The organism is Symbioplanes lichenis (assembly GCF_030709675.1).
GTDB lineage: Bacteria > Actinomycetota > Actinomycetes > Mycobacteriales > Micromonosporaceae > Actinoplanes > Actinoplanes lichenis.
The window spans coordinates 23,376-45,054 of sequence record NZ_JAUZQD010000029.1 but is presented as its reverse complement, the minus strand read 5'-3'; the positions used below and the strand labels follow the sequence as shown (position 1 = coordinate 45,054).

Sequence of the window (21,679 nt, the reverse complement as noted above, 5' to 3'; positions counted from 1 at the left end):
TTCCCGCGCCCCGCGAGAATTTCCCGGGGGCGCGGGGCACCGGGTCAGCCCAGCTCGGACAGCTCGACGACCTGCGTGGTCGCCGGCGGCGTCGCGCCCTGCACCGTCGCCCCGAAGCCGCTGAAGGTCAGCGACCCCTCCTTCGGGTCCTTGGCCTGCAGGCTCAGCGGGTACGGCTCGCCGCTGGTCGCCACATAGAGCACGCCCCCGTCGGCGCTGTCGACCACGCCGACCGCCGGGGAGCCGTGGATCTCGCCCTCCTCGCCCTTGGTCAGGGTGCCGGTGGCGGTGAGCAGCTGGTCGGCGTCGGCCAGGGCGAACAGGCTCGCGTAGGTCGGGTTGCTCGCGGGCACCGCGGCCCACTTGTCGCCGAGCTCGGCCACCATGGCGGCGGGCCGCTTGGCGCCGGTCGCCGTCAGGAACGCGGCGTCGGGCCGCACGTACTCCTGGCCGTGGGCGCGCAGCAGCTGCACCCGGCCGGAGCCGACGAGGATGTTGCCGACCAGGTCGTCGCCGCCCACGGACAGGTCGAGGGTGAACTCCTGGCCGCCGCCGCGCAGGGTGCCGCTCAGCGTGTAGGACCCGGCCTTGTCGACCGCCGCCTTGCTGCGGCTCAGGATCTCGGCGGGCTCGAGCGCGGCGACGCCGTTGCCCTCCTCCGACGGCGCGGCGGCCGCGCCGGGCGCCGTGCTGGTGCCGCTGTCGGTGCTGCCGCAGCCCGAGAGCAACCCGCCGGCCACCACGAGGGCAGCCACGCCCGCCTTGATCGACCTGTTCCGCATCTCCGCCCCTTCCCCGTCGCCCCGGCCCGCTCGTGACGGTCGGTAGCGGTCAGAAGAATAGCGGGGGCGTTACGGGATCATTTCGGACACCAAGGCACGACCCCTCCCACCAGCTCAAAACTGTTACCAAGACCACTCCGTGGACCCGCGCTCCGAGAGAGGACCATGACACACAGTGTTCACGGGGCGGTCGACCGGCGTTCCCACAGGGCCGCGGCGACCCGGTCGAGGCCCCGGGTGAGGTGCCGGCGATAGGTGCTGAAGGGCAGACCGAGCCGTTCGGCGGCGGCCTCCTGGGTGGGCACCTTGTGGAAGTACGTCGTGGCGAGCGCCCGGTGCAGTTTGTTCTCCCGTGGATCCTCGCGCAGCGCGTCGACGGTCTCCTCGAGCAGGTCCCGCAGCCGCTGCTCGGTCGCCTCGGGCTCGCCGCGCGCCCCGGCGGTCACCAGGCGCGTGGCGAGCAGCGGGTTGCCGAGAAACGCGGGCCGGTTGTGCCACGCGCGCAGGGCGTCGCGGACGGCGGCGTCGAACTCGGCCCGGCCCAGGACGGGCTCGCCCTGCTCGGTGCCCGGGCGCCCCGCCGGTCCGTAGAGGGCGATGTCGCTGAGCTGGGAGATCCACGCGTCGTACGGCATCTCGCGCCAGTCGTGCCCGTACAGCTGGAAGGTCGTGCCGCCCAGCCGGACCGGCTCCCCGGCCCGCGCGAAACCGCCCACCTCGAGCAGCGGGCCCAGCGGGCTGTCCGCCGCGACGACCACGAAGGACCAGGCCACCCGCTCGGTCAGCAGCCAGTCCTCGGCGATCGTGAAGCGCAGCAGCCCGTCGACGCCGGGCGGGCGGCCGTGCACCGGGAAGAGGAAGCACGAGACGCAGATCCGCTCGCCCGGGCGCGGGCCGCGACCGGCGACGGTACGCCAGGCGGTGGCGACGGCCGGGTCGGCGGCGAGATCCGCCGGGTCGGGCCGTTCGAGCAGCAGGGCCGCGCCGCTGGCCGCCACGGCGCCGCCGCCGGAGTGCCGGAACACCCGGAACGCCTCCGGCTGCCGGTCGAGCCAGTGCCGGACCACGTCCACCGCGCCGGGGCCGCCGGACTCGCGGGCGAGCCGCACGACCACCTCCGCGTCGGCCGGGGCCAGCGGCGCGGCGTAGAAGTCGCCGGTGTGCTCGTCCTCGAGCTCGGGCGCCACCGTGTGGTCGGGGCTGATCAGCTGGTAGAGCGCCCGCACCGCGGTGACCGCCTCACTGCCGGTGGACCGGCGCGCGTGCTCGGCCAGGTGAGTCACGATCGCCCGGTGCATCGCCGCGTAACCGAACGGGTCCCGCCACCGGAAGTGCTGGTCCACCACTCCGCGCACGACCCGGTGGGCGGTCAGCCCGCGGGCGTGCGACTCGGTGAACGGCTGGGCGCCGAGCCAGTCGAACAGCTCGGCGGCGCGCTCCCCGGCGACCGCGCGCAGCAGGTCCTCGGTGGTGCTGGGCGCGTGGGCGAGGACGCCGAGGGCGAGCCGGTGGGCGTCGGACTCCACGGCGCCGGCCAGCTCCTGCACCAGCGCGGTCAGCACGTCGGGCCCGGGCTCCCAGTGCCCGGCGGCGCCCGCGCGGCTCGCGACCACGGCGGCCAGGCTCAGCGCCAGCGGGTGCCCGCCCGCGAAGCGGATGACCGGCCCGTGCAGCGGCTCCGGCACGCCCCGGCGGGTCAGCAGGTCCACGGCCTCGGCCCGGGTGAAGTCGTGCAGCTCGATCACGCGCAGCAGCTCCGACCAGGCCAGGTCGGCGGTCCACCGCGGGTCCGGCGGCCGGCGCCCGGCGATGACCACCAGCACCCCCGCCGGCAGCCGGGGCAGGAACGTGTCGCGCAGCCACAGCTCGAGCCCCTGGCACCGCTCGAAGGCGTCGATCAGCAGCACCCCGGCCGGCTCGGCCAGCGCCTGGTGGGCGGCGGCCTCGAACGCGGCCGGCGCCGGCTCGATCGCGGCACCGTCGACCCCGATGACCGTACGCCCGAGCGCCTCGGCCTCGTCCGCGAAGCGCCGCAGCAGCGTGGTCTTGCCCACTCCCCCCGGCCCGACCAGCACGAACACCGTCGCCGAGCCGGGCTCCCCCGCCAGCGCCGACCGCAGCACGGCCAGCTCGGCGCCCCGGCCCACGAAGGCCCTGCTCCTCGATTCACGCAGCTTCCCGGCCAGCAGCCCGCCCCCGGGCGCCGCTTGTCCACTCTCGTCCGGAGCCGCCCGATCAGGCACGGCGTGGTCCGGTCCCCCCAAATGTCGCACGGCGGGAATGCTAGGACGCTCTGTCACACCGAGTTCGATCTTGTCGGTTTATTGATCGATTCGCTGTCCAGAGTGTTACTTCCCGGGGTGTATCAGCGCGACCAGGGCCACTTCTTGCCACCGATCAGATACACCGCGTACGCCACGGCCGCGATCGCCGCGAGCACACCCGGCCAGCCGTAACGCATGATCAGCGGGGGCGCCGTGGAGACCAGCGCGAGGGCCAGGGCCATGCGGTGCGGGCTGAGCTTGCGGGGCCCTTTGCGCCTCTTCGGCTGCGCGGGATCCAACCCTGCTACCTCCCGCGCCGCTTCGAGGGTACGGGACCGTCCCCTCGTCCGGATCGAGCTTAATCCCCGGCCCGTCCGATTCGTTCAAGACCCCGCCCGGGCGCGGGCCCTACGGTCGGAGGCATGACAGCTGACTTCGACGCCGCCGCGCGCTTCCTGGTCGCCGAGGCCCGCCTGCTCGAGCGCCGCCTGTTCGCGACCCTCTTCCAGGGGGAGTCACCGGACGGCGTGCTCTCCGCGCTGCGCGCCCACCAGAACGAGGACGGCGGCTTCGGCCACGGCCTGGAGCCGGACACCCGCTGTCCGGCGAGCCTGCCCATCTACACCGAGATCGCCTTCCAGACCCTCGCCGCCGCCGGTGTATCCGATTCCGGCCTGCTCGGACCCGCCTGTGACCACCTGGCCCGCATCGCCTCCCCCGGCGGCGCGGTGCCACTCGCCTTCCCGGTCATCGAGGACTACCCGCGCGCCGGGCACTGGTCCGAGTGGACCTACCAGCCGGGCGTCAACCCCACCGCGGGCCTGGCCGGCCTGCTGCACCAGCTCGGCTTCGACCACCCCTGGCGTACGGCCGCCACCGACTGGTGCTGGCAGGCCGAGGTCCCCGACGAGGTGCACGCCCTGTCGGAGATGTTCGTCTTCCTCGCGTACGGGCCGGACCGGGCACGGGCCGAGAAGACCGTGCCCGCCCTCCTGGAGCGGCTGCTCGCCAACCCGATGTTCCAGAGCAAGCCGAACCCCGGCGAGTACGGCCTCACACCCCTGCACATCGCCCCGACAGCCGACTCACCGTGGCGCGACCTCTTCCCGGCCGGGGACATCGAGGCCCACCTGGACCAGCTCGCCGCCGCCCAGGAGAAGGACGGCGGCTGGCCGATCACGTGGGAGCCCCCGGGCCCGGCCGCCCGCCTGGAGTGGCGCGGCATGGTCACCCTCCAGGCGCTGCGGACGCTCCGCTCGTACGGGCGGATCTAGGGGCTGTCCCGACGTGGGAGCCGGGCTGCGGCGGGACAGCCCCTAGACCGATGCCCCACCCTGCGGGATCCCGAAGTGGGGGGTGCCGTCGTCGGCCCAGGTGAGGCGCTGGACGCGGGTGTGGCGGTTCGGGTCGTAGAGCGGGTCGCCGGTGATGTCGCGGTAGTCGCGGGCGTGGTAGACGAGGACGTCCGTGACGCCGTCCTCGGCCACGGTGAACTGGTTGTGGCCCGGGCCGTACTGGCCGGTGGTGGTGTTGGTGACGAAGACCGGGTTGGGGTTCTTGGTCCACGAGGCGTTGCGCAGCAGGTCGGCGTCCGCGGGGGCCGACAGCAGGCCGACGCAGTAGCGGGCGTCGGTGGCGCTGGCCGAGAAGGACACGAAGACCTTGCCGTTGCGGATGATCACCGCGGGGCCCTCGTTGACCCGGTAGCCCTGGATCTCCCAGCTGCGCGTGGGCGTGGCGATGCGGACGGGCTTGGAGGACAGCGTCCACGGGTTGGACAACGACGCGATGTAGAGGCTGGAGTTGACCGCGATCTCCGGCTCGCTCTGCGCCCAGATCAGATAGCGGCGGTTGCGGTGCGCGAAGGTGGTGGCGTCCAGCGCGAAGCTGTCCCACTCCGTCACGATCTTGCGCGGGGCGCCCCAGCCGGCGGGATCCCGGGGGTCGGCGCGGGACGACTCGATGACGTACATGCGGATCCGGAAGACGTCGTCCTTGTCGCCGGCGGCGAAGTAGACGTACCACTTGTTGTCGATGCGGTGCAGCTCGGGCGCCCAGATGTGGCCGCCCATCGTGCCGGTCGCGGGCCGGCGCCACACCACGGTCTCGGCCGCGGATCCCAGGCCGCTGATCGTGGATGCGCCGCGGATGGCGATCCGGTCGTACTCCGGCACCGACCCGGTGAAGTAGTAGGTCCCGCCGACGCGCGGGGTGATGAACGGGTCGGCCCGCTGGCTGATCAGCGGCGGCGTCGTGGCGGCGGCCGCCCGGCCGGGGGCGGCGAGGGTCCCCACCGCGACAGCGCCCAGGCTGCCGCGCATCAGGCTACGGCGGCTGATCCTCATCCGGACCTCACTTTCAAGCGGAGGAAGGTGACGGAGTTCGCGGGGAACGTCTTCGTGAAGGTGGGTCCCAGCCCGGTGACCCTGGATGTGACCGGCTGGATCGGCTCGGCGGTGCGGGTGTTCTGCTCGCCCGGGTCGCCGGTGATGACGGTCTGCGTGCCGGTGGACGCGACCTTCGCGCGGCCGAGGTCGACCCTCGTCACGGCCGGCGTGTCCTGCGCGTTGACCACCTTGACGATGAGCTCGCGCCTGGCGTCGTCCCGGGTGACGACCTGGGCGAACGGCTCGGTGACCTTGTCGTCGTCGAAGCTGCCCCACAGCTGCCCGTCCAGATAGAGGTCCACGTGCGTCCCGCGGACCGACACCCGCAGGTCGTACGTACGCCCGGTCTCGACGCTGTTGGGTTTGGTGAGCAACTGCTCCTTGGCGCTGGTGATGCCCTTCTCGACCGCGCCCTGGGTGTTGTTCCAGCCGCCGAGGTTCCACCAGTAGAACTGGCCGGTCTCCTGGATCCCGAAGGCGACCAGGAAGCCCTCGTCGCCGGCGGTCTTGGTCGCCTTGACGCTGTAGTCGTACTCGGTGTCCGTGACCGTGGCCGCCTTGACCATCGTGTCCTCGGCCGCGGTGTCGGTCTGCGTGTACGCGCCGTTCGTCACCGACCAGGCCCCGCGCTGCGTGACCGGGGTCCACCCGTCGGCGTTGCCGTCGTTGAAGTCGTCGGCGTGGACGACCGTCCCGTCGGGCCGGGTCACCCGCACGTCGTCATAGGTGGCCGCGGTGCGCCACGTCGAGAGTCCGACCGCCCCCGTGATCGGCTTCGGCTGCACGACGTTGCCGGTGGCGGTGCTCGGCACGACCCGGTCGCCGACGTTGGTCATGAACAGCTTCTGCATCTGATAGCTCGTCGAGCCCCACGACTCGTCGTTGTCGAACCAGATGAGGTCCGGGCGCCACTGGACGTTGTCGATGTTGGCGAGCAGCGGCGCGTAGGACGCCATCCGCACCACGTCGGCGTTGCGTTCGAGACCGGTCATGTAGGCCGCCTCGGACAACGAGTTGAACAGCTTGGCGTCCTGCGAGGCGTATTCGCCGAGGAAGACCTTCGGACCACTGCGGTCGTACGCGTCATAGCGCTTGTTGTTCTGCAGGAACCAGGCCGGGCTGTTGTAGTAGTGCTCGTCGACCATCTTCACGCCGGCGGCCCGGTTCTTGGCCCACAGGTTCTCGAACGTGGATCCCTGGTCGTCCGGCCCGGAGTTGCTGACGACCGTGAAGCCGGGGTATCTCGCCTCGATCGCGGCGCGGAACTTCACGAAGTTCGCCCAGTACTCCTCGGGCAGGTTCTCCTCGTTGCCGACCGCCACGTGCGTCAGGCCGAACGGCTTGGGGTGACCCGACTGCGCCCGCAGCCTGCCCCACGTGGAGGTGACCGGCCCGTTGGCGTACTCGATGAGGTCGAGGGTGTCCTGGATGTGGCGTTGCAGCAGCGCCTCGTCCACGGTGGCCCGGTTCTGCCCGCAGCCGGTGACGAGCGCGGGGACCACGGGCAGCGGCATCGCGCCGATGTCCTCGGCGAACTGGAAGTATTCGTGGTAGCCGAGGCCGTACGACTGGTTGTAGCCCCAGAAGTTGGCGTTGGTCGCGCGGGTCTCGACCGGGCCGACGGTGTCCTTCCACTGGTAGGAGCGGGCGCGCGGGAAGCCGCTCGCCTCGTCGTAGCCGTACATGCTGCCGGTGTTGACCAGGCAGCCGCCCGGGAAGCGCACGAAGCCGGGGTGGAGCGCGGCGATCTTCTCGGCCAGGTCGCGGCGCAGGCCGTTGGCGCGGTGCTTGTAGGTGTCGCGGGGGAAGAGCGAGACCTCGTCCAGCCGTACGGTGCCCGCGCCGTCCGCCACGACTGTCAGCCGCCCGGCGTCGGTGGTCTGCCCGGCCGTGATCGTGGCTGTGTATTTGCGCCACTTGTCGCCGCGGATCCTCAGCGTGCTCGATCGTGTCCCGGTGAGCCCGACGGTCAGCGTGGTGCCTTTCCTCGCGGACGTGCGCGCCCACACCGAGAAGTCGTATCGTGCCCCCCGTTGTAGTGGCACACCCGTGTTGTATCCGGAGTTGGTGACGCCGTAGCCGCCGCCGGCCAGATCGAGCTTCAGGTACGTGCGGTTGCGCTCGTTGAGCCGCGCGGCGTCGTTGACGGTGGTGGCCGTGCCGCCGGTGCCGGTGGGCGTCCACGCGGTCAGGCCGGTGAACGAACCGTTGTCGGCGGGCAGGAACTCGAACGAGCGGTTGCGGACCAGCTCGGCGTAGAGCCCGCCGTCGGCCGCGTAGTTGATGTCCTCGAAGAAGACCCCGTACATGCGATCGTTGATCTCGGGTCCGGGGGCGGTGGTGTCGACGGTGATCGTGTAGCCGGGGTCGGCGGCCTGGGCGGGCGCCGCGCCCGTCAGCGTGACGGCCAGCAGGGCGGCCGTGGACAGCCCCAGCAGCGGCCGGGCGTAGGACATGGTCACTCCGATGTGAGCGCTAACACTTCCACGAACGCAGTGATTATGTTCGATGCGTTACCGATAGTCAACGAATGTGTTACGCCATGCAGTTATATGATCCGTATCCATGAAGGTGCATGACGCGATCACGGGGCGGCTGCGGGAGTTCGTCGAGAGGCAGCCGATGTTCTTCGTCGCCACTGCCCCGAGTGGCCCGGAAGGGCACGTCAACGTCTCCCCCAAGGGCATGGCCGGCACGTTCGCCGTGCTCGGCGAGCACGAGGTGGCGTACCTGGACTTCCGCGGCAGCGGCGCCGAGACCGCCGCCCACCTGGCCGACAACGGCCGGATCACCATCATGTTCTGTGCGTTCGAGGGCCCGCCGAACATCGTCCGCCTGCACGGCACCGGCCGGGTCGTACCACTGACCGACCCCGCCTTCCCGGCCCTGCTGGCCCACTTCCCGGACGCCCCCGACACCCACGGCGCCCGCGCGGTGGTCCTGATCGACGTGCACCGGGTCAGCGACTCGTGCGGCTACTCGGTGCCCCAGATGGCCTTCCAGGGCGACCGGGACACGCTGCTGCGCTGGAGTGAGCGGCGCAGCCCGTCGAACCTCGCCGACTACCGCCGCAAGAAGAACACCACCAGCATCGACGGACTCCCCGCCTTCCACGACTGACCCGCGACGTCACGCGCTGACCCTCCCCTGTCCTGACCCGATGCGCCCCGGAACGTGTCATCCGTATCGGCGATGTAAGAGCCGCTCTCTCCGTGCCAGGATATTGAGTCCTTGACGAAACGATCACCTAGGTGGACTCGTGCCGATTCCCGGTGCGGCGAAATGTTCGGACGCCGTCATTGTTCTTCCCGGAATCATGGGCAGCGAATTGGTGGAGTCGGCGACCGGACGCCCGATCTGGGGGCTGGCCGACGCCCGCTGGTACGGCCGGGCCTGGACATCCGGGTCCTCCCTGAAAGCCCTGCAAGTCACCGAGGATGAGCGCGAAGGACGCCTCGGGCGGGTCACAGCGTCGCGGTTGCTCAGATTTCCGGCTGCCGCACCAGTGTTACGCGGTGTCGAGCCTTACACCGCGCTTGTCGACAGTATTCGCCGAACGGCACTCGATCCGATGGCGGTGCTGCCCTTCCCGTACGACTGGCGGCTTTCGGTGACGCACAATGCCGCATTGCTGGCGCAATCCGCCGATGATCATCTTCGGCGCTGGCGCGCATCGCCGCGAGGCAGCCGATCGGCGAAACTGGTCCTGGTCGCTCATTCGATGGGCGGGCTGCTGGCCCGCTGTTTCTCCGCGCACCTGGGCGGCGCGAGTGAGGTACGTACCACTGTCACGCTCGGCACGCCGTTCCGCGGCAGCGCAAAAGCCGTCCGGATTCTCAACAGCGGACGGGGAGCACCGGTACCGCTCCCCCATCGCCGGCTGCGCGACCTGGCCGGCACCATGCCCGGACTGCACGACCTGTTGCCGTCGTACCGCAGTGTGAGTGACGGCACCGGCGCCCGTGTCCTGACTCCTGGCGACGTGGCCGCACTCGGTGGCGACAAGGATCTGGCACGGAACGCCATGGAGCTGCACCGATCTCTGTCGTCCGCGTCCGGAGGGCCGGTGCGTTCCGTGGTCGGGGTGTGGCAGCCGACGGTGCAGACCTTCGCACTGCGGAGTGGCGTAGTGAAGGAACAACACTGGTCGTACCCGGCCGTTCCGCCACCGGATGCACCCGGGATGGTGGATCGAGGCGGCGACGAGACAGTCCCACGAGACGCGGCCTCGATCGCCGGAGAACCGTTCTACGTGGCACAGACCCATGGAGCGCTGGCCCGGACTCAAGAGGTCATCGACCATGTCCGGGGCGTCCTGACCGAGCAGCCGCCGGGCGCCTGGCTCGGTCATCCGGTCCCGTTGTCGCTCGTCGTTCCCGATCTGCTGACGGCCGGCGAGCCGCTGCCCGTCCACGTCGCCGGCGTGTCTGACCCGGCCGCTCTCACTTGCCGGATCACCGATGCCGGCAGCGGACACACCGTCGCGCATCCGTTCCTCACGCCGCACGGCGAAGGACTGCGATCGAGCATCATCCCACCCGGCCCCGGGATGTACCGGGTCGCAGTCAAAGGGCAAGCGTTCTCGCCGGTGACCCAGCTCGTCATGGTGCTGCCCAGATCCGGGTCGTCCTCGTCGTGACGGCCGGCCCCGTCGGCTCGCCGGAGTTCGCCGTCGTCCCCGTGGTGGTGGACACCTACGCCCATCATCCCGCGCTGCACGAGGCCTGGGACGTAGCGCGGCTGGTCAGCGGTCTGCTGACGGAGCACCTCGAGGGGGCCACGGTCGAGTGGCCGGCGGCGGAGGAGCGTACCGAGACCAGCATCCGGCAGCAGCTCGGCGCCTGGGCACAGCGTCGCGACGGGCGCAGCGCCCTGGTGTTCTGGCTGGGCCACGGCACCTCGGACGGCCTCGATGCCTGGCTCGCCGCCTACGAGACGCCCCCGATCATCGCCGGGAGCGGACTGAATCCGCAGTCCGTCGCCGATCTCCTGACCGTGCAGTGGCGCCATCGCTTCACGACGGACGGAGCATGGACGCTGCTGGTCGTCGAGGCGTGTGGCGCCGCGACATTCGTACGCAGGGCGAGTGCGGCGCTGCTGGCAGCTCCCAACGGTCCGAAACGACTCGCTGTGGTGGGCGTCGGAGGCGACGACAGCGCCGGGAACCTTGGACAGTTCGGCGAGATCCTGCGTGCGACGCTGGATTCCTACACTGACAACGACGGACCCGAGATCCGCGTGGACGAGTTCGTGTCCAACATGCGCGCGCGGCTCGACCCGGGCGAGGTCATCGATCTCGGGCTGCAGCGTGCCACACCCCTGCGTCGGCGCCGTCTCCTCTCGACCACCGTCACGGCACCTCTCGACATCTACGCCGACCTGCAGAAGTTCCTTGTTGGTCTGCCCGCCGACGAACGCCGCCACTTCGTGCCGAAGGCCCAGGGAGCGGAGGAGGGCGAGCTGGCCTGGTACTTCGTCGGCCGGCACGCCGAGCGTCATCAGACGTCGTCGTGGCTGCACGAAAGGACGACGGGGATGCTGGTGGTCACCGGCCCGGCGGGATCCGGCAAGTCCGCGCTTCTCGGTAATGTGCTGGTCTACACCAACAAGACGCTCCGCGACCTTCTCATCGCCGCCGGCCAGCTCGAATCGGTGCCGGACTGGGAACTGCCGCCCGAAGACCCGTTCGACCTGGTCGTACATCTCACCGGCATGACGGCGGCCACACTGGCCGTCAGGATCGCGGAGGCGGCCGGCCTCACCCCGAGTCCCGGCACCGACAGTGCATCGGCAAGCGCGTGGCTGGTGTCCGCGCTGCGCGAGCGTGATCGGTCCTTCACCATTCTGGCCGACGCCCTGGACGAAGCGCAGGAGCCCTACGAGATCGCGCGCCGGTTACTGAGCCCGATCGCCGCGCTGCCCGCTTGCCGCGTGGTCATCGGGACAAGAAGATCTCTGCGGGACGACCCTGATCGGCCCGGCGGAGAGGCCGAACTGCTCGAGATGATCGGCCGTGACCTGGCTCCGGACGTGATCGTCGTGGACCGGGACGCCGCTGCCTTAGGCACCTATGTCCACCGGAGGCTGAGGGCCGCTCGCAAGGCTGCCCTCATCGACGTGGACGACCACGCCGTCGCCGAGATCGCCCGGCTCGTCCGCGATCAAGGCCGGCAATTTCTGTTCGCACGCCTGGCGGTTCACGAACTGCTGGCTCGCCCCGAGCTGGCTGACCGTGAGCGGCGGCCGGAACTTGCCGGCCTGCTCCGGCTGGACCACCGGCGTCTCTTCGCCGCGGCGGTCGAGCGACTCACGCTGGCTCAGCCGAGTGCCGCTCCCCTGCTCGCGGCACTCGCCCTCACGCGAGGCCGGGGACTGCCCCGCGCCGACCGCGTCTGGGCCGCCCTCGCACGGGCGCTCGCACCGCCCGGCGTCGCCGTCGGTGAAACGGACATCGATTCCCTCGTCACCCGGGCCGCGCCGTACATCATGCTCGACGCCGAAGGGGGCCAGAGCGTCTACCGTCTCGCACACCGCACTTTCCGCGATCACTTCCTGGCTTCCACGGACCTGACGGCCGCCCACCGCGCGCTCGCGTCGGCTCTGATCGCGCCGGCCGGACCGGTGGACCGCGCCGTCCCCAATCCCTACGTGGTCCGGTACCTGGCGGCACACGTCGCCGCGGGTGAGATGTGGCCCGCGCTCGCCGCTGCCGTCTCTCTGCTCGACCACCTGGACCCGGACTCCGTGGCCGCAGAGGTACTCCGCGCCGCCGATCCCGCGGCCCTGCCCCCGGCCGTACTGGCCACTTCCCGGTCACGGCATGTCCTGGCCGCGGCGACACCCGGGGACAGACGCTTCATCCGCTCGGTCACCGCGGGTCGGTACGGAGGCCTGCCGCCGCGACTCGAGGACGGCTACTGGAACCTTCTGTGGACACGCCTCGAACCGGATGCGCTCCATGTTCCACTGAGCTGCGCGCAAGGCCCCCTACCGGCACTCACCTTCGTGCAGGCCGGCGACCGCAAGCTGGTGGCCACCGGAGGCGTCGACGGCTCGGTGCGAATGTGGAGTGTGGAAAGTGGGACCCCTCAGGGACACCGCATCGAGGCGCACGGAGGGTCCGTCCGAGCACTCCTGCAAGTCGGTGGCCTCCTGGTCTCGGCGGGCGACGACGGGCTGATCAAGCTGTGGGAGCTCCCCTTCGGGCGGGCTGCCGGGGAACTCGCCGGTCACGTGGACGCGGTTACCGCACTGGCCCTTCTGCCACGGGTCCGGGGTGCACTCCTGGTGAGCGGGGGCAACGACGGCACCGTTCGGTTCTGGGATCTGGAGCAGGGGCGGCAGGCCGGACCGCCGCTCACCGGCCATCACACCGAGATCGCCGACATCGCTGTCGTGCGTTCTCGCGACGGAACGGTGTCGATGTGCACTCGTGGACGTGACGGCCGGCTGCTCAGCTGGGAGCTGCACACGGGCGACTACCGCGACAATGACGATGTGACGGAGATTCTGGCGGTCGCAGTGGTCGGCGACATGCCGGCCTTCGTCACCGCGTCCACCAGCTTGCGCGAGCGCTGTCTGGTCGTCGACTGGCCGGACTCCCACCGGCGGACCAGGCATTCATGGACCGGATCCCCGGACCTCATGACGGCGGCTGCCGCCGCCGGACGGTCCGGGGTGATTGCCGTGGCGGCCGGCCACAACGGCCGCGTGTCTCTCGTACGAGCGGCCACCGGTACACCGCTCGGCCGGCCTCTCACCGGGCACACCGGGCCGATCCTGCGGCTGGCCTGGTCGGATCTGCCGGGTCACGGCGGGGTCCTGGCCTCGAGCGGCCAGGACGGGACATTGCGGCTCTGGAAGGATCCGAGCGTCAGGCATTCGGTCCACCAGCAGGAGGTCGCCCGGCACCCGCAGCGAACCGGTGTGCGACTCACTGCTCCGCTTCCTCGGGACGACGGCACATTTGCCGCCCTGGTGAGCGAAGGCACGGGCGAGGGGCGACTCGTCGACGTGACCACTGGCGAGACTCTGCCCGGGATGGAGGCCGCCGTCGCGTACGGGCAGATCCTGGGCGTCGTCTCCTTGAGGGACCGCGTCTGCCTCGCTGTCCAGGACGTCGGCGCCGGCGTGATCGACATGGTGGATCCCAAGACCGGGCGGCGTGTGTCGAAGTTGCCCGGCGCCTACTACCGGCGTTGCGGCGCGGTGACCAGCGTGACGCTGGACGACGGCCGGATGCTGGTCGTCGTCGGAGACGGGGGCGGCGACGTCCTGTTGTGGGAGGAGCCACGGGGCATGTACGCACCGGTGAAGCGACTGACCGGCCACGTCTCCCCGATCACCGTCGTGGTGACGGGCCGCGCCGCTTCGGGACAGCGTCTTCTGATCACGGCCGCCGACGACGACACGATTCGCTTCTGGGACCCGGCCCGGCCCGGCGTCGCGGCTGCGCCGGAGGGCACAGCGGAGCATGTCACCGGACTGGCGGTGGTGTCGGACCCGTCCGGCGGCGCCGACAAGTTGATCTCCGTCGCGGGGTACGGCATGCACGTCCGAGACCTCGGCGATCTTTCCAGGCCGCCCCGGCTCGTCCGGTTCGGCAACATCCACACCTACACCGGTATCGCGGTCGTCCGCGCCTCCGACGGCACCGATCGCGTCGCGCTGTGCACCGAGAACCGACATCTGCTGGTCTGGGATCCCTACACGGAACAGCCGCCCCGATCCGTTCTGCTCGACGCCGAGCTTCATGGCTTGATCGGCGCGGGGAATCGGCTCGTGGTCCACACCGATGCCGGCCCGATCGCGCTGTGCCTCGGACCCGGCGCCTGACTTCACGGCGGATGGCACACGATGCACGTACGGCTTGGTTCTGTGAGGTGCTTGCGAGGAGGCCGGCGCCTCACCGCTCGGTGTCTTGAGAGCTTGCCCGGTCGTTCCAGGCTTCGGGGGTCGTGACGACTTCGCGGCCGGTGTCGGCGGCTTCCTCGATGGCCGGGGCGATGGCCTGATCGCGGAGGCCCTCGGCCAGGGGGTAGGGCGGCGGCCCCGAGCCGCGGACCCAGTCGGCCATCGCGGACAGCAGGGTCGCGGTGGCGATCTCGTCGTCGTTGAGGGGGCGGCCGGGGTACGGGTTCCGGTACAGCACGCGGTCCCCGAGGCTGATCACCCCGGCTGCCCGGACCAGGGGCACCCGGACGATCGTGCGCGGCGCGGCCAGGTGGATCAGCTCGTCGTCGCGCAGCTCACCCCGGCTGCCCCGCACCAGCAGGCGCCGGAAGCGGAGCTGGTTGCGCGTCTGGTTGCTCGTGAAGTCGTAGACGCCGGAGCGGCCGCCCCCGAAGTCCACGGTGGCGATCGTCGTCGTGGCCGGCGCGACGGCCGGGGAATCGACCCAGCCGGAGCGGTCGAGCGGGTCGAGCAGCGGCGCCACGAAACGCACCGCCCGTACGGAGGCCGGAGCGTGACCGGCCCCCAGCAGCCCGCGGATCAACGAGACCGCGTGGTACTGCTGCGTCGACGAGACCTGCACCTGGGTCGGCGTACCGATGATGCCTGATCGCACCGCGGCCAGCCGGGCGGCGTGGGTCGGCATGAGCAGGTACTGCTCCGCCACCTGCACCAGCCCGGACGAACCGGCGGCGGCCCACAACGCACGGAGGCCGGCCAGGTCCGGGGCCGGCGGGGTCTCGGCCAGCACGGGCAGCCCGAGCGCGACCGCCTCGGCGACGAAGGACGGCGTCACCGCCCGGGGCAGGGCCGTGACCACGAAGGCAGGTCGCGGGAAGTCCGCCAGACGGCGGGAGAGCGGGCCCGGCGCCCGCCCGACGACGCCCACGCAGTGCAGGTCCGGCACGGACGACGAGACCCGGAGCAGTGTCTTCCCGCGGAAGCCGGAGCCGGCCAGGACGAACGTGGTCACAGCAGAGGACGGTACGCGGGCCCGGCGCCCCAGGGCCGGGCCCGCGCAAACGGCGTCAGTCCGTCACGGTGCCGGTGACCGGCGCCAGGCCGCTCTCTTCGTCGAAGTGCAGCTCGACGACCTCCGGGCCCTCGGTCACGCCGTCGGCCACGGTCGGCACGGTGATGTCCGTGCTGGTCTCGCCCGGTTCGAGCCAGGCGTACGGCTGCACCCAGGTCTCGGACAGCGGCCGGGCCGGCTCCGGTTCCTCGCCGGTCTGGTCGCGGAACCACTGCGGGTCGACGTCGGTGCTGGACAGCTCGGTGCCGCTCGCCGGGGCCTGCGGGGTGGCCCACGTCGCGACGTAGGACTCGGCCGGCGCCGACAGGGTGACGCGCCAGGTCAGCGTGCCGCCCTCGGTGACGCGGTCGGCCACGGGTGCGAGCGTGAGCGCCGGCTTCGGGTCGTCGTTGCGGATCTCGACGTTGCCGATCCAGTCGCCGACGACCAGGCCGCGCTCGGCCTTGGCGGCCAGGATGTAGCCCTCGCCCTCGCCCCACAGGGTGTCGCCGGTCACCTCGACCGGCACCCGCAGCGTGCGCGTGCCGGGCCGGACGGTCGCCACCCAGGACTTCGGCTCCCAGGTCACGGTGTCCAGCAGCACGAACCGCAGCTGCCCGCCGCCGGAGCCGGTGACCCGCACCGGGATCTGGTAGGTCCGGGTGCCGGAGTTGCCCTCGTCCACCGCCAGGCCGCCGACGTCGATGCGCGGCAGGCCGGTCTCGCGCGGGTCGGGCGTGCCGCCACGCCGGCCCCACGCGTCGATCAGCCACGCCTGGCCGCTCGCCGTGCGCGAGGTCAGCTCCAGCTTCGCGAGCGAACCCCGGAGACCCTTCAGCGGTACGCGCACCTCCTGCGCCCAGTGGGCGGCGATGTTCTCGGACGCGGGCAGCCCGTTGACCGTCACGTCACCGAGGACGGTGCGCCGGCCGGACTTGTCGACGACGGTGACGCCGAGACGGGTACCGGTCGAGTTCGGCGGGACGATCAGCCGCAGCGCCAGATCCTGGGACCCGGCGAGCGACGTGGGCTGCCGGGGGGCCAGGGTCATCGTCTGGCCCTGCTTCGACCAGGCGAGCGCGGCGGCGTACCGTCCGGGCTCGGGCACCGCGCCGTAGAGCGTGGTGAAGTGGATCGAGCGGTAGAGGTACGACTCCGGGTCCAGGCAGGACTTCGCCGGATCATTGGTCACCTGCTCGCAGATCCGCGCACCCCCGGTCGCGCGCACCGAGGCATCAGGCACCACCGCGGGCGTACGCACACCGCCGAGCGCGTGGCTCAGCACGCGCGCGGGCCCGGCCGAGGGCGCCCGCACGCCACTGCCGTCGAGCAGCGGCCGCACCCGGTCGTCCCCGGCGACGAAGAGCCGCGCGGCAGCGGCGATGTACGTCGCGCCCACGGTCTGCTCCTGCGCCGCGCTCAGCCGCGTCGGGGCGCCGGGAGCACACACCGGGTCGTCCTCGGCGAACCAGTCGTCGTTCGCGGGCGCCACGGCCTGCCCCGGCGTCCACTCGGTGTTGAAGTAGTTGTGGTTGGCGCCGACGACGTACAGGCTGCTGTGCAGGGCCTTGCCCCGGCTCACGCCGCGCGTCTCGTCGATGAAGAGCTGCCCCTGCAGGTCGGAGACATCGCCGTCACAGCCGGGCAGGATCGTCGCCGACGGCACGTCCGGCACGGTGTTGTGACCGAAGATGGTCGGCCCGATGAGCAGCATGCCGCGGATCGTCCAGCGCACCTTGCCGTGATAGCCGTCCTGGGCCGCGGGCGGCGGCGTGAGCGTGTCCATGGCGGCGCGGCTGACGCCCTCGCCACCCCGCGAGTGCCCCATCAGGAAGACTTTCCCCAGGTCCGCGCGGGGCGCCGTGCGTACGATCGCCGGGGCCGAGTTGCGCTGCGAGCCGGACCAGTCCGCCCACTTCGCCAGGTGCAGCCGGACCAGCGACGAGCGCGCCTGGGCCCCGCCGTCCTCGGCCGCGAAGTCCTGCCCGTTGATGCCGTTGGCCGAGATGGACACGGTCACGTAGCCCTGGGACGCCAGCAGCTCCTGCGCCTGCAGGTAGCCGCGGTGACTCGGGATCGGCAGCATCCCCGCCGGGCAGGGCCACGCGGCGTCCGGCTCCTCCTCGGTCGGCTCGCCGTAGCAGACGGAGTGCCGCCCGTGCAGGAACAACGCCAGCGGCCGCTTGCCCGGCGCCCCCTTCGGCGCCACGACGACGGCCCGCATCTCGACCTTCGCGGGGAAGTCGGGCAGCTTGACGCCCGGCAGGTCGTACTCGCCGGTGACGGTCCGGTACTTGCCCTTCACCCCGGGATCCACGGTGTGGGCGGGCTGCGGGGCCAGGCTCGGCACCGTGGTCCTGCGGCGCGTCTGCGGGGCGGGCACGTCGATCCGCCGGCCGCCCGCGCGCACCTCGAGCTTGCTCGCGTCGGGGGCCGTACCTGTGTCGAGGGAGAAGGTCCGCTGGTCGGCACCGGGCCGCGGCCGCCCGAGCAGCCGGCCCTCGGACCAGAACTCGACCGCGGCGTCGCCCATCGGCACCCGCTCGTCCGCCCGCCACACGAGCCGCCCGTCGCCGGCGGACCAGCCGCCGCCCGAGGGTACGGCCGGGGCGGACGGCGGTGCGGCCCAGCCCGATCCGGCGGCGCCGATCACCAGGGCCGCGGCGAGCGCGGCCGGCATGAGAAGTCTGCGCATGCGCCCGTGTCTATCCCACCCATGCAACGACGTCGATGCTCGTCGAGATATGCCCGCCGGCCGGCTGACCGCGATCGGGTGGTCCCGGGTGTGTTCTGCGCCGCACCTCGCGCGCCGTGCGGGCCGCTGACCAGCCACGATGGTCCTGCCGGAATGCTGCCCGGGTGTCCGGTATGCACTAGGCTCCCGGCCGTGATCCACACTGTTGCGCCCGGGCTGCGCCGGCGCATGGCCGAGCGTTGCGAGACCGTCGTCGAGAGCGCCTGGTTCGCGCTCGCGGGCCTCGGCGTCATCCTGCTCAACGCGGTGCTGCTCGGCCTGGAGACGTACGACCCCGTGGTGGCCGCGGCCGGTCCGGCGCTGCGCACCGCCGAGCACCTGTGTCTCGCGGGCTTCGCGGCCGAGCTGGCCGTCCGGTTCGCGGCGCGGCTCGACCGGCCGGGACGCTTCTTCCGCGACGGGTGGAACCTGTTCGACCTGGCCATCGTCGTGGCGCCGCTGCTGCCGGGCGTACGGGAGAATGTGTCGGTTCTCCGGTTGCTGCGCCTGGCCCGGCTCGTCCGCACGTTCCGGCTCTTCCCGAGCCTGCGGGTGATCCTGGTCGGCATCCGCCGGGCGCTCCCGGGCCTCGGCAGCTTCCTGCTCATCACCGTCCTGGTCGTCTACGGGTACGCGATGCTGGGCTGGATGATGTTCGGCGACGCCTACCCCGAGAAGTACGGCACCGTCGGCCAGGCCATGCTGACGCTGTTCCTGCTGCTGTCCCTCGACGGCATCACCGACACCCTCGAAGCGGGCCGGCAGGTGCACGGCGGGGCGGTGCTGTACTACATCTCGTACATGGTGGCAGCGTGTTACCTACTCACGAACATGCTGGTCGGGCTCGTGCTGACCGCCCTGCAGGAGGCGCACGAGGCCGAGCGCTCCGTGCGGCAGAAGCCGGCGGCAACCCCCGTCCACCTGCACCTGGCCGACCTGCGCGCCTCGCTCGACGCCCTCGAACGACGCCTGACCCAGACCGACCCGCCGCCCGCCCCGCGCGCCGCCGCCCTTGAACCGTCTGCTCCGCGCGGACTCACAGAAGAAGGCACGCCCGCACGCCCATCATGAGGTCGAGCCCGTCCGGCACGAACAAGCTGCCCGCGTGCCCCTCGGCCCGGAAGTCCTCCCACCCGAACCGGCGGGCCCACGGCAGCGAACCGCGCGGCCTCCTCCCGCACCCGCCGCGCCGGACCGGCGAACAACTTCGCCCGATGCGCCGACAACTCCCGCCACAGCTCCCGCACGGCGGCGTCCTCGAACCACGGCTCGCGAGGCACCCCCGCAGCCCATAGCCGGGACCGCAGGTATGGCGCCGCGACGAGGACAGCCGCTGTACGGTGTGTCGACGTCGCCACCCGCCAGGTGACCGAGCACGAGCCGCTGTCCGGAACAGCCGTCACCGCCCTGACCACCACCGCCGGCGGCGCCCTGCTCGCAGCCGGCGGCGACGGTTCTCTCCGTCTGCTGTCGACCGCGCGAACCGTCCCGCTGATCGAGCCGCAGTCCCCTGGCCCTCGAACCGGAAGCGCTCGCGGCTCGCACGTCCCCGGACCCGTCACCCACGCCCCGAACGCTCCGGCGGCACGCCTCAGGACAGTCGCACCGGCAGGTCGACGAGCCCGCGGATCAGCGCCCCCGGGCGCCACGCCAGCGCGTCGGCGGGCACGGCCAGCGCCAGGCGCGGGAAGCGGGACAGCAGCTGGCCGAACGCCACCTGCGCCTCCAGCCGGGCCAGCGGCGCCCCGAGGCAGTAGTGGACGCCGTGGCCGAAGGCGAGGTGCGGGTTCTGCGCGCGGTCCAGCCTCAGCTCCTCCGCCTCCGGGAAGCGCTCCTCGTCGTGCCCGGCCGAGAGCAGCCCGACCATCACGGGGTCGCCCGCGGCGATCGTCTGGCCGCCGATTTCGAGATCCTCGGTGGCCACCCGGAACGTCGCCGTCGCGACCGGGCCCTCGAAGCGCAGGAACTCCTCGATCGCGGTCGGCAGCAGCTCCGGCTCGGCGCGCAGCCGCTCCCAGCGCGGACGCTCCTTGAGCAGCAGGTATACACCGTTGCCCAGCAGGTTGACCGTGGTCTCGTGGCCGGCGATGAGCAGCAGGAACACCATCGACGACAGCTCGTCCTCGCTGAGCCGGTCGCCCTCGTCGCGCACCTGGATCAGCCCGGACAGCAGGTCGTCGCCGGGGTCGGCGCGACGCCGGGCGAGCAGCCCCCGGATGTAGGCGCCGAGTGCCTTGAGCGCCTCCGGCATGCGCGGCCGGTCGCCGGTGACCAGCACGTCCGACCAGGCCCGGAACGCGTCGCGGTCGGCCACCGGCACGCCGAGCAGCTCGCAGATCACCTGGATCGGCAGCGGGAACGCGAAGGCGTCGATGAGATCGACCTCGTCCCGCCCGGCCACCGCGTCGAGCAGCTCCGTGGTGATCTGCTCGATGCGCGGCCGCAGCGCCTCGATCCGGCGGGCGGTGAACGCCGCGGACACCAGGCGCCGCAGCCGCGTGTGGTGGGGCGGGTCGAAGGCCAGCATGTGCTGCCCGAAGACGTTGCGCTCCCCCGGACGGGCGGCCGACCGGACCGTGCCGGTCTCGGCCCGCTGCTTGGACAGCCGCGGGTCGGACAGCGCCCGGCGCGCGTCTTCGTATCGCGTGATCAGCCACACCTCGGCGCCCCCGCCCGGCAGCCGGGTGCGCCGGACCGGGCCCGCCGCCCGCCACTGCGCATAGCGGGGATGAGGGTCGGCCCGGAAGCCCGGATCGGCGAAGTCCTCGGCGACGTCCTGAGTCACGGCACCCTCCCCGGCATCGATGTCCATCGAGGACATTACGCCGTGCGGCGCCCGAAGAGACGCGAACCCGCGGCGAAGGACACGACCGCCAGCCCGCCCGCGACCGCGAAGCCGAGCCCCGCCGGGGCGCCGGCGTTGCCCGCGAAGAGGGCGCGGGCGGCGTCGACGACGTAGAGCAGCGGGTTGAGGTGGGCGAGCACGTCGAGCCAGAGCGGCGCGTCGTCCAGCGGCAGCAGGATGCCCGAGAGCAGCATCAGCGGGACGGCCGCCGTGGTGACGACCGGCGCGAAGAGATATTCGTTGGGCAGGGCGAGCGCCAGCACGTAGGACAGGGAGGCCAGGGCCACGCCGGTGATCAGCACGAGCAGGACGGCGGCGAGCACACCGAGGGGGTCGGCGCGCAGGCCCAGCAGACAGCCCGCCAGGACCAGCGGGACGGCCTGCCCGACCAGCACGACGGCGTCCTTGAGGACCCGGCCGAGCAGGATCGCGAGCCGGCTGACCGGGGTGACGCGCAGCCGCTCGACGAACCCGGCCCGGATGTCGGGGATGAGACCGAAGCCGGCGAAACCCGTGCCGAAGAGACCCAGCTGCAGCAGCAGCCCGGGCACGAGGAAGAGCCAGCGATCGGCCCCGCCCAGCAGCGGCCCGAAGAGCAGCAGATAGAGGAACGGCTGGACCAGCCCCACGGCCAGGGCGATCTTGGTGCGCAGCGCGAGCGTGAGCTCGTCGCGGAAGACGATCAGGACGTCGGTCACCGGGC

The 21,679-nt window shown here is 71.8% G+C and carries 14 protein-coding genes; 5 read left to right on the top strand and 9 right to left on the bottom strand.

The window, feature by feature from the left end; all coding sequences use genetic code 11:
• Positions 1-44: 44 nt before the first annotated feature.
• From RAN62_RS40210 to RAN62_RS40200, 3 genes are all read right to left on the bottom strand, one after another.
• Positions 45-782: a hypothetical protein gene (locus RAN62_RS40210; protein WP_305790154.1), complete on the bottom strand. Its 738-nt coding sequence runs from the start codon at positions 780-782 to the stop codon at positions 45-47.
• Positions 783-961: 179 nt separating this feature from the next.
• Entirely contained in the window at positions 962-3,055 is a 2,094-nt protein-coding gene (locus tag RAN62_RS40205) for an ATP-binding protein (protein WP_305790153.1), read from the bottom strand.
• 92 nt (positions 3,056-3,147) lie between these two features.
• Positions 3,148-3,345, bottom strand: a complete 198-nt coding sequence (locus tag RAN62_RS40200) for a hypothetical protein (RefSeq protein WP_305790152.1) — start codon at positions 3,343-3,345, stop codon at positions 3,148-3,150.
• A 123-nt stretch (positions 3,346-3,468) separates the two neighbouring features.
• Between RAN62_RS40200 and RAN62_RS40195 the strand changes: the two genes are divergently transcribed.
• Entirely contained in the window at positions 3,469-4,320 is an 852-nt protein-coding gene (locus tag RAN62_RS40195) for a hypothetical protein (RefSeq protein ID WP_305790151.1), read from the top strand.
• 42 nt (positions 4,321-4,362) lie between these two features.
• Here RAN62_RS40195 and RAN62_RS40190 read toward each other — a convergent pair whose 3' ends face one another.
• Positions 4,363-5,391 carry a glycoside hydrolase family 43 protein gene (locus tag RAN62_RS40190; RefSeq protein WP_305790150.1) on the bottom strand — a complete coding sequence of 343 codons (1,029 nt, stop codon included), beginning with the start codon at positions 5,389-5,391 and terminating at the stop codon, positions 4,363-4,365.
• On the bottom strand, positions 5,388-7,889 hold the full coding sequence (locus RAN62_RS40185; protein ID WP_305790149.1) for an alpha-L-arabinofuranosidase family protein: 2,502 nt from the start codon (positions 7,887-7,889) through the stop codon (positions 5,388-5,390). The genes RAN62_RS40190 and RAN62_RS40185 overlap by 4 nt, the downstream gene beginning before the upstream one ends.
• A gap of 109 nt (positions 7,890-7,998) precedes the next feature.
• Between RAN62_RS40185 and RAN62_RS40180 the strand changes: the two genes are divergently transcribed.
• The 3 genes from RAN62_RS40180 (at position 7,999) to RAN62_RS40170 (ending at position 14,268) form a co-directional block, all read left to right on the top strand.
• Complete coding sequence (locus tag RAN62_RS40180; protein ID WP_305790148.1) at positions 7,999-8,553, top strand: pyridoxamine 5'-phosphate oxidase family protein; 555 nt, start codon at positions 7,999-8,001, stop codon at positions 8,551-8,553.
• A 139-nt stretch (positions 8,554-8,692) separates the two neighbouring features.
• Positions 8,693-10,072, top strand: a complete 1,380-nt coding sequence (locus tag RAN62_RS40175) for an alpha/beta hydrolase (protein ID WP_305790147.1) — start codon at positions 8,693-8,695, stop codon at positions 10,070-10,072.
• On the top strand, positions 10,069-14,268 hold the full coding sequence (locus tag RAN62_RS40170; RefSeq protein ID WP_305790146.1) for a hypothetical protein: 4,200 nt from the start codon (positions 10,069-10,071) through the stop codon (positions 14,266-14,268). The genes RAN62_RS40175 and RAN62_RS40170 overlap by 4 nt, the downstream gene beginning before the upstream one ends.
• A gap of 70 nt (positions 14,269-14,338) precedes the next feature.
• Here the strand turns inward: RAN62_RS40170 and RAN62_RS40165 are convergent, their stop codons facing one another.
• Both RAN62_RS40165 and RAN62_RS40160 read right to left on the bottom strand, forming a co-directional pair.
• Positions 14,339-15,358, bottom strand: coding sequence for a Gfo/Idh/MocA family oxidoreductase (locus RAN62_RS40165; RefSeq protein ID WP_305790145.1), 1,020 nt, complete (start codon positions 15,356-15,358; stop codon positions 14,339-14,341).
• A 55-nt stretch (positions 15,359-15,413) separates the two neighbouring features.
• The gene (locus RAN62_RS40160; protein ID WP_305790144.1) at positions 15,414-18,092 is read right to left on the bottom strand and encodes an alpha/beta hydrolase family protein; all 2,679 of its coding nucleotides are present in this window, start codon (positions 18,090-18,092) and stop codon (positions 15,414-15,416) included.
• Positions 18,093-18,284: 192 nt separating this feature from the next.
• Here RAN62_RS40160 and RAN62_RS40155 point away from each other — a divergent pair, with 192 nt between their 5' ends.
• On the top strand, positions 18,285-19,202 hold the full coding sequence (locus tag RAN62_RS40155) for an ion transporter (protein ID WP_305790143.1): 918 nt from the start codon (positions 18,285-18,287) through the stop codon (positions 19,200-19,202).
• Between the two features lie 520 nt (positions 19,203-19,722).
• On the opposite strand, the gene RAN62_RS40150 is transcribed toward RAN62_RS40155, so the two are convergent.
• Positions 19,723-20,916, bottom strand: a complete 1,194-nt coding sequence (locus RAN62_RS40150) for a cytochrome P450 family protein (protein ID WP_305790142.1) — start codon at positions 20,914-20,916, stop codon at positions 19,723-19,725.
• A gap of 35 nt (positions 20,917-20,951) precedes the next feature.
• A complete protein-coding gene (locus RAN62_RS40145; RefSeq protein ID WP_305790141.1) occupies positions 20,952-21,674 on the bottom strand; it encodes an ABC transporter permease in 723 nt (240 codons plus the stop codon).
• Positions 21,675-21,679: the final 5 nt, after the last annotated feature.

What these genes read in the sequence shown, in the direction of transcription:
- RAN62_RS40190 (WP_305790150.1), bottom strand. Translation starts at nt 5,391, where the DNA reads ATGAGGATCAGCCGCCGTAGCCTGATGCGCGGCAGCCTGGGCGCTGTC.
- RAN62_RS40195 (WP_305790151.1), top strand. Translation starts at nt 3,469, where the DNA reads ATGACAGCTGACTTCGACGCCGCCGCGCGCTTCCTGGTCGCCGAGGCC.
- RAN62_RS40160 (WP_305790144.1), bottom strand. Translation starts at nt 18,092, where the DNA reads ATGCGCAGACTTCTCATGCCGGCCGCGCTCGCCGCGGCCCTGGTGATC.
- RAN62_RS40210 (WP_305790154.1), bottom strand. Translation starts at nt 782, where the DNA reads ATGCGGAACAGGTCGATCAAGGCGGGCGTGGCTGCCCTCGTGGTGGCC.
- RAN62_RS40180 (WP_305790148.1), top strand. Translation starts at nt 7,999, where the DNA reads ATGAAGGTGCATGACGCGATCACGGGGCGGCTGCGGGAGTTCGTCGAG.
- RAN62_RS40185 (WP_305790149.1), bottom strand. Translation starts at nt 7,889, where the DNA reads ATGTCCTACGCCCGGCCGCTGCTGGGGCTGTCCACGGCCGCCCTGCTG.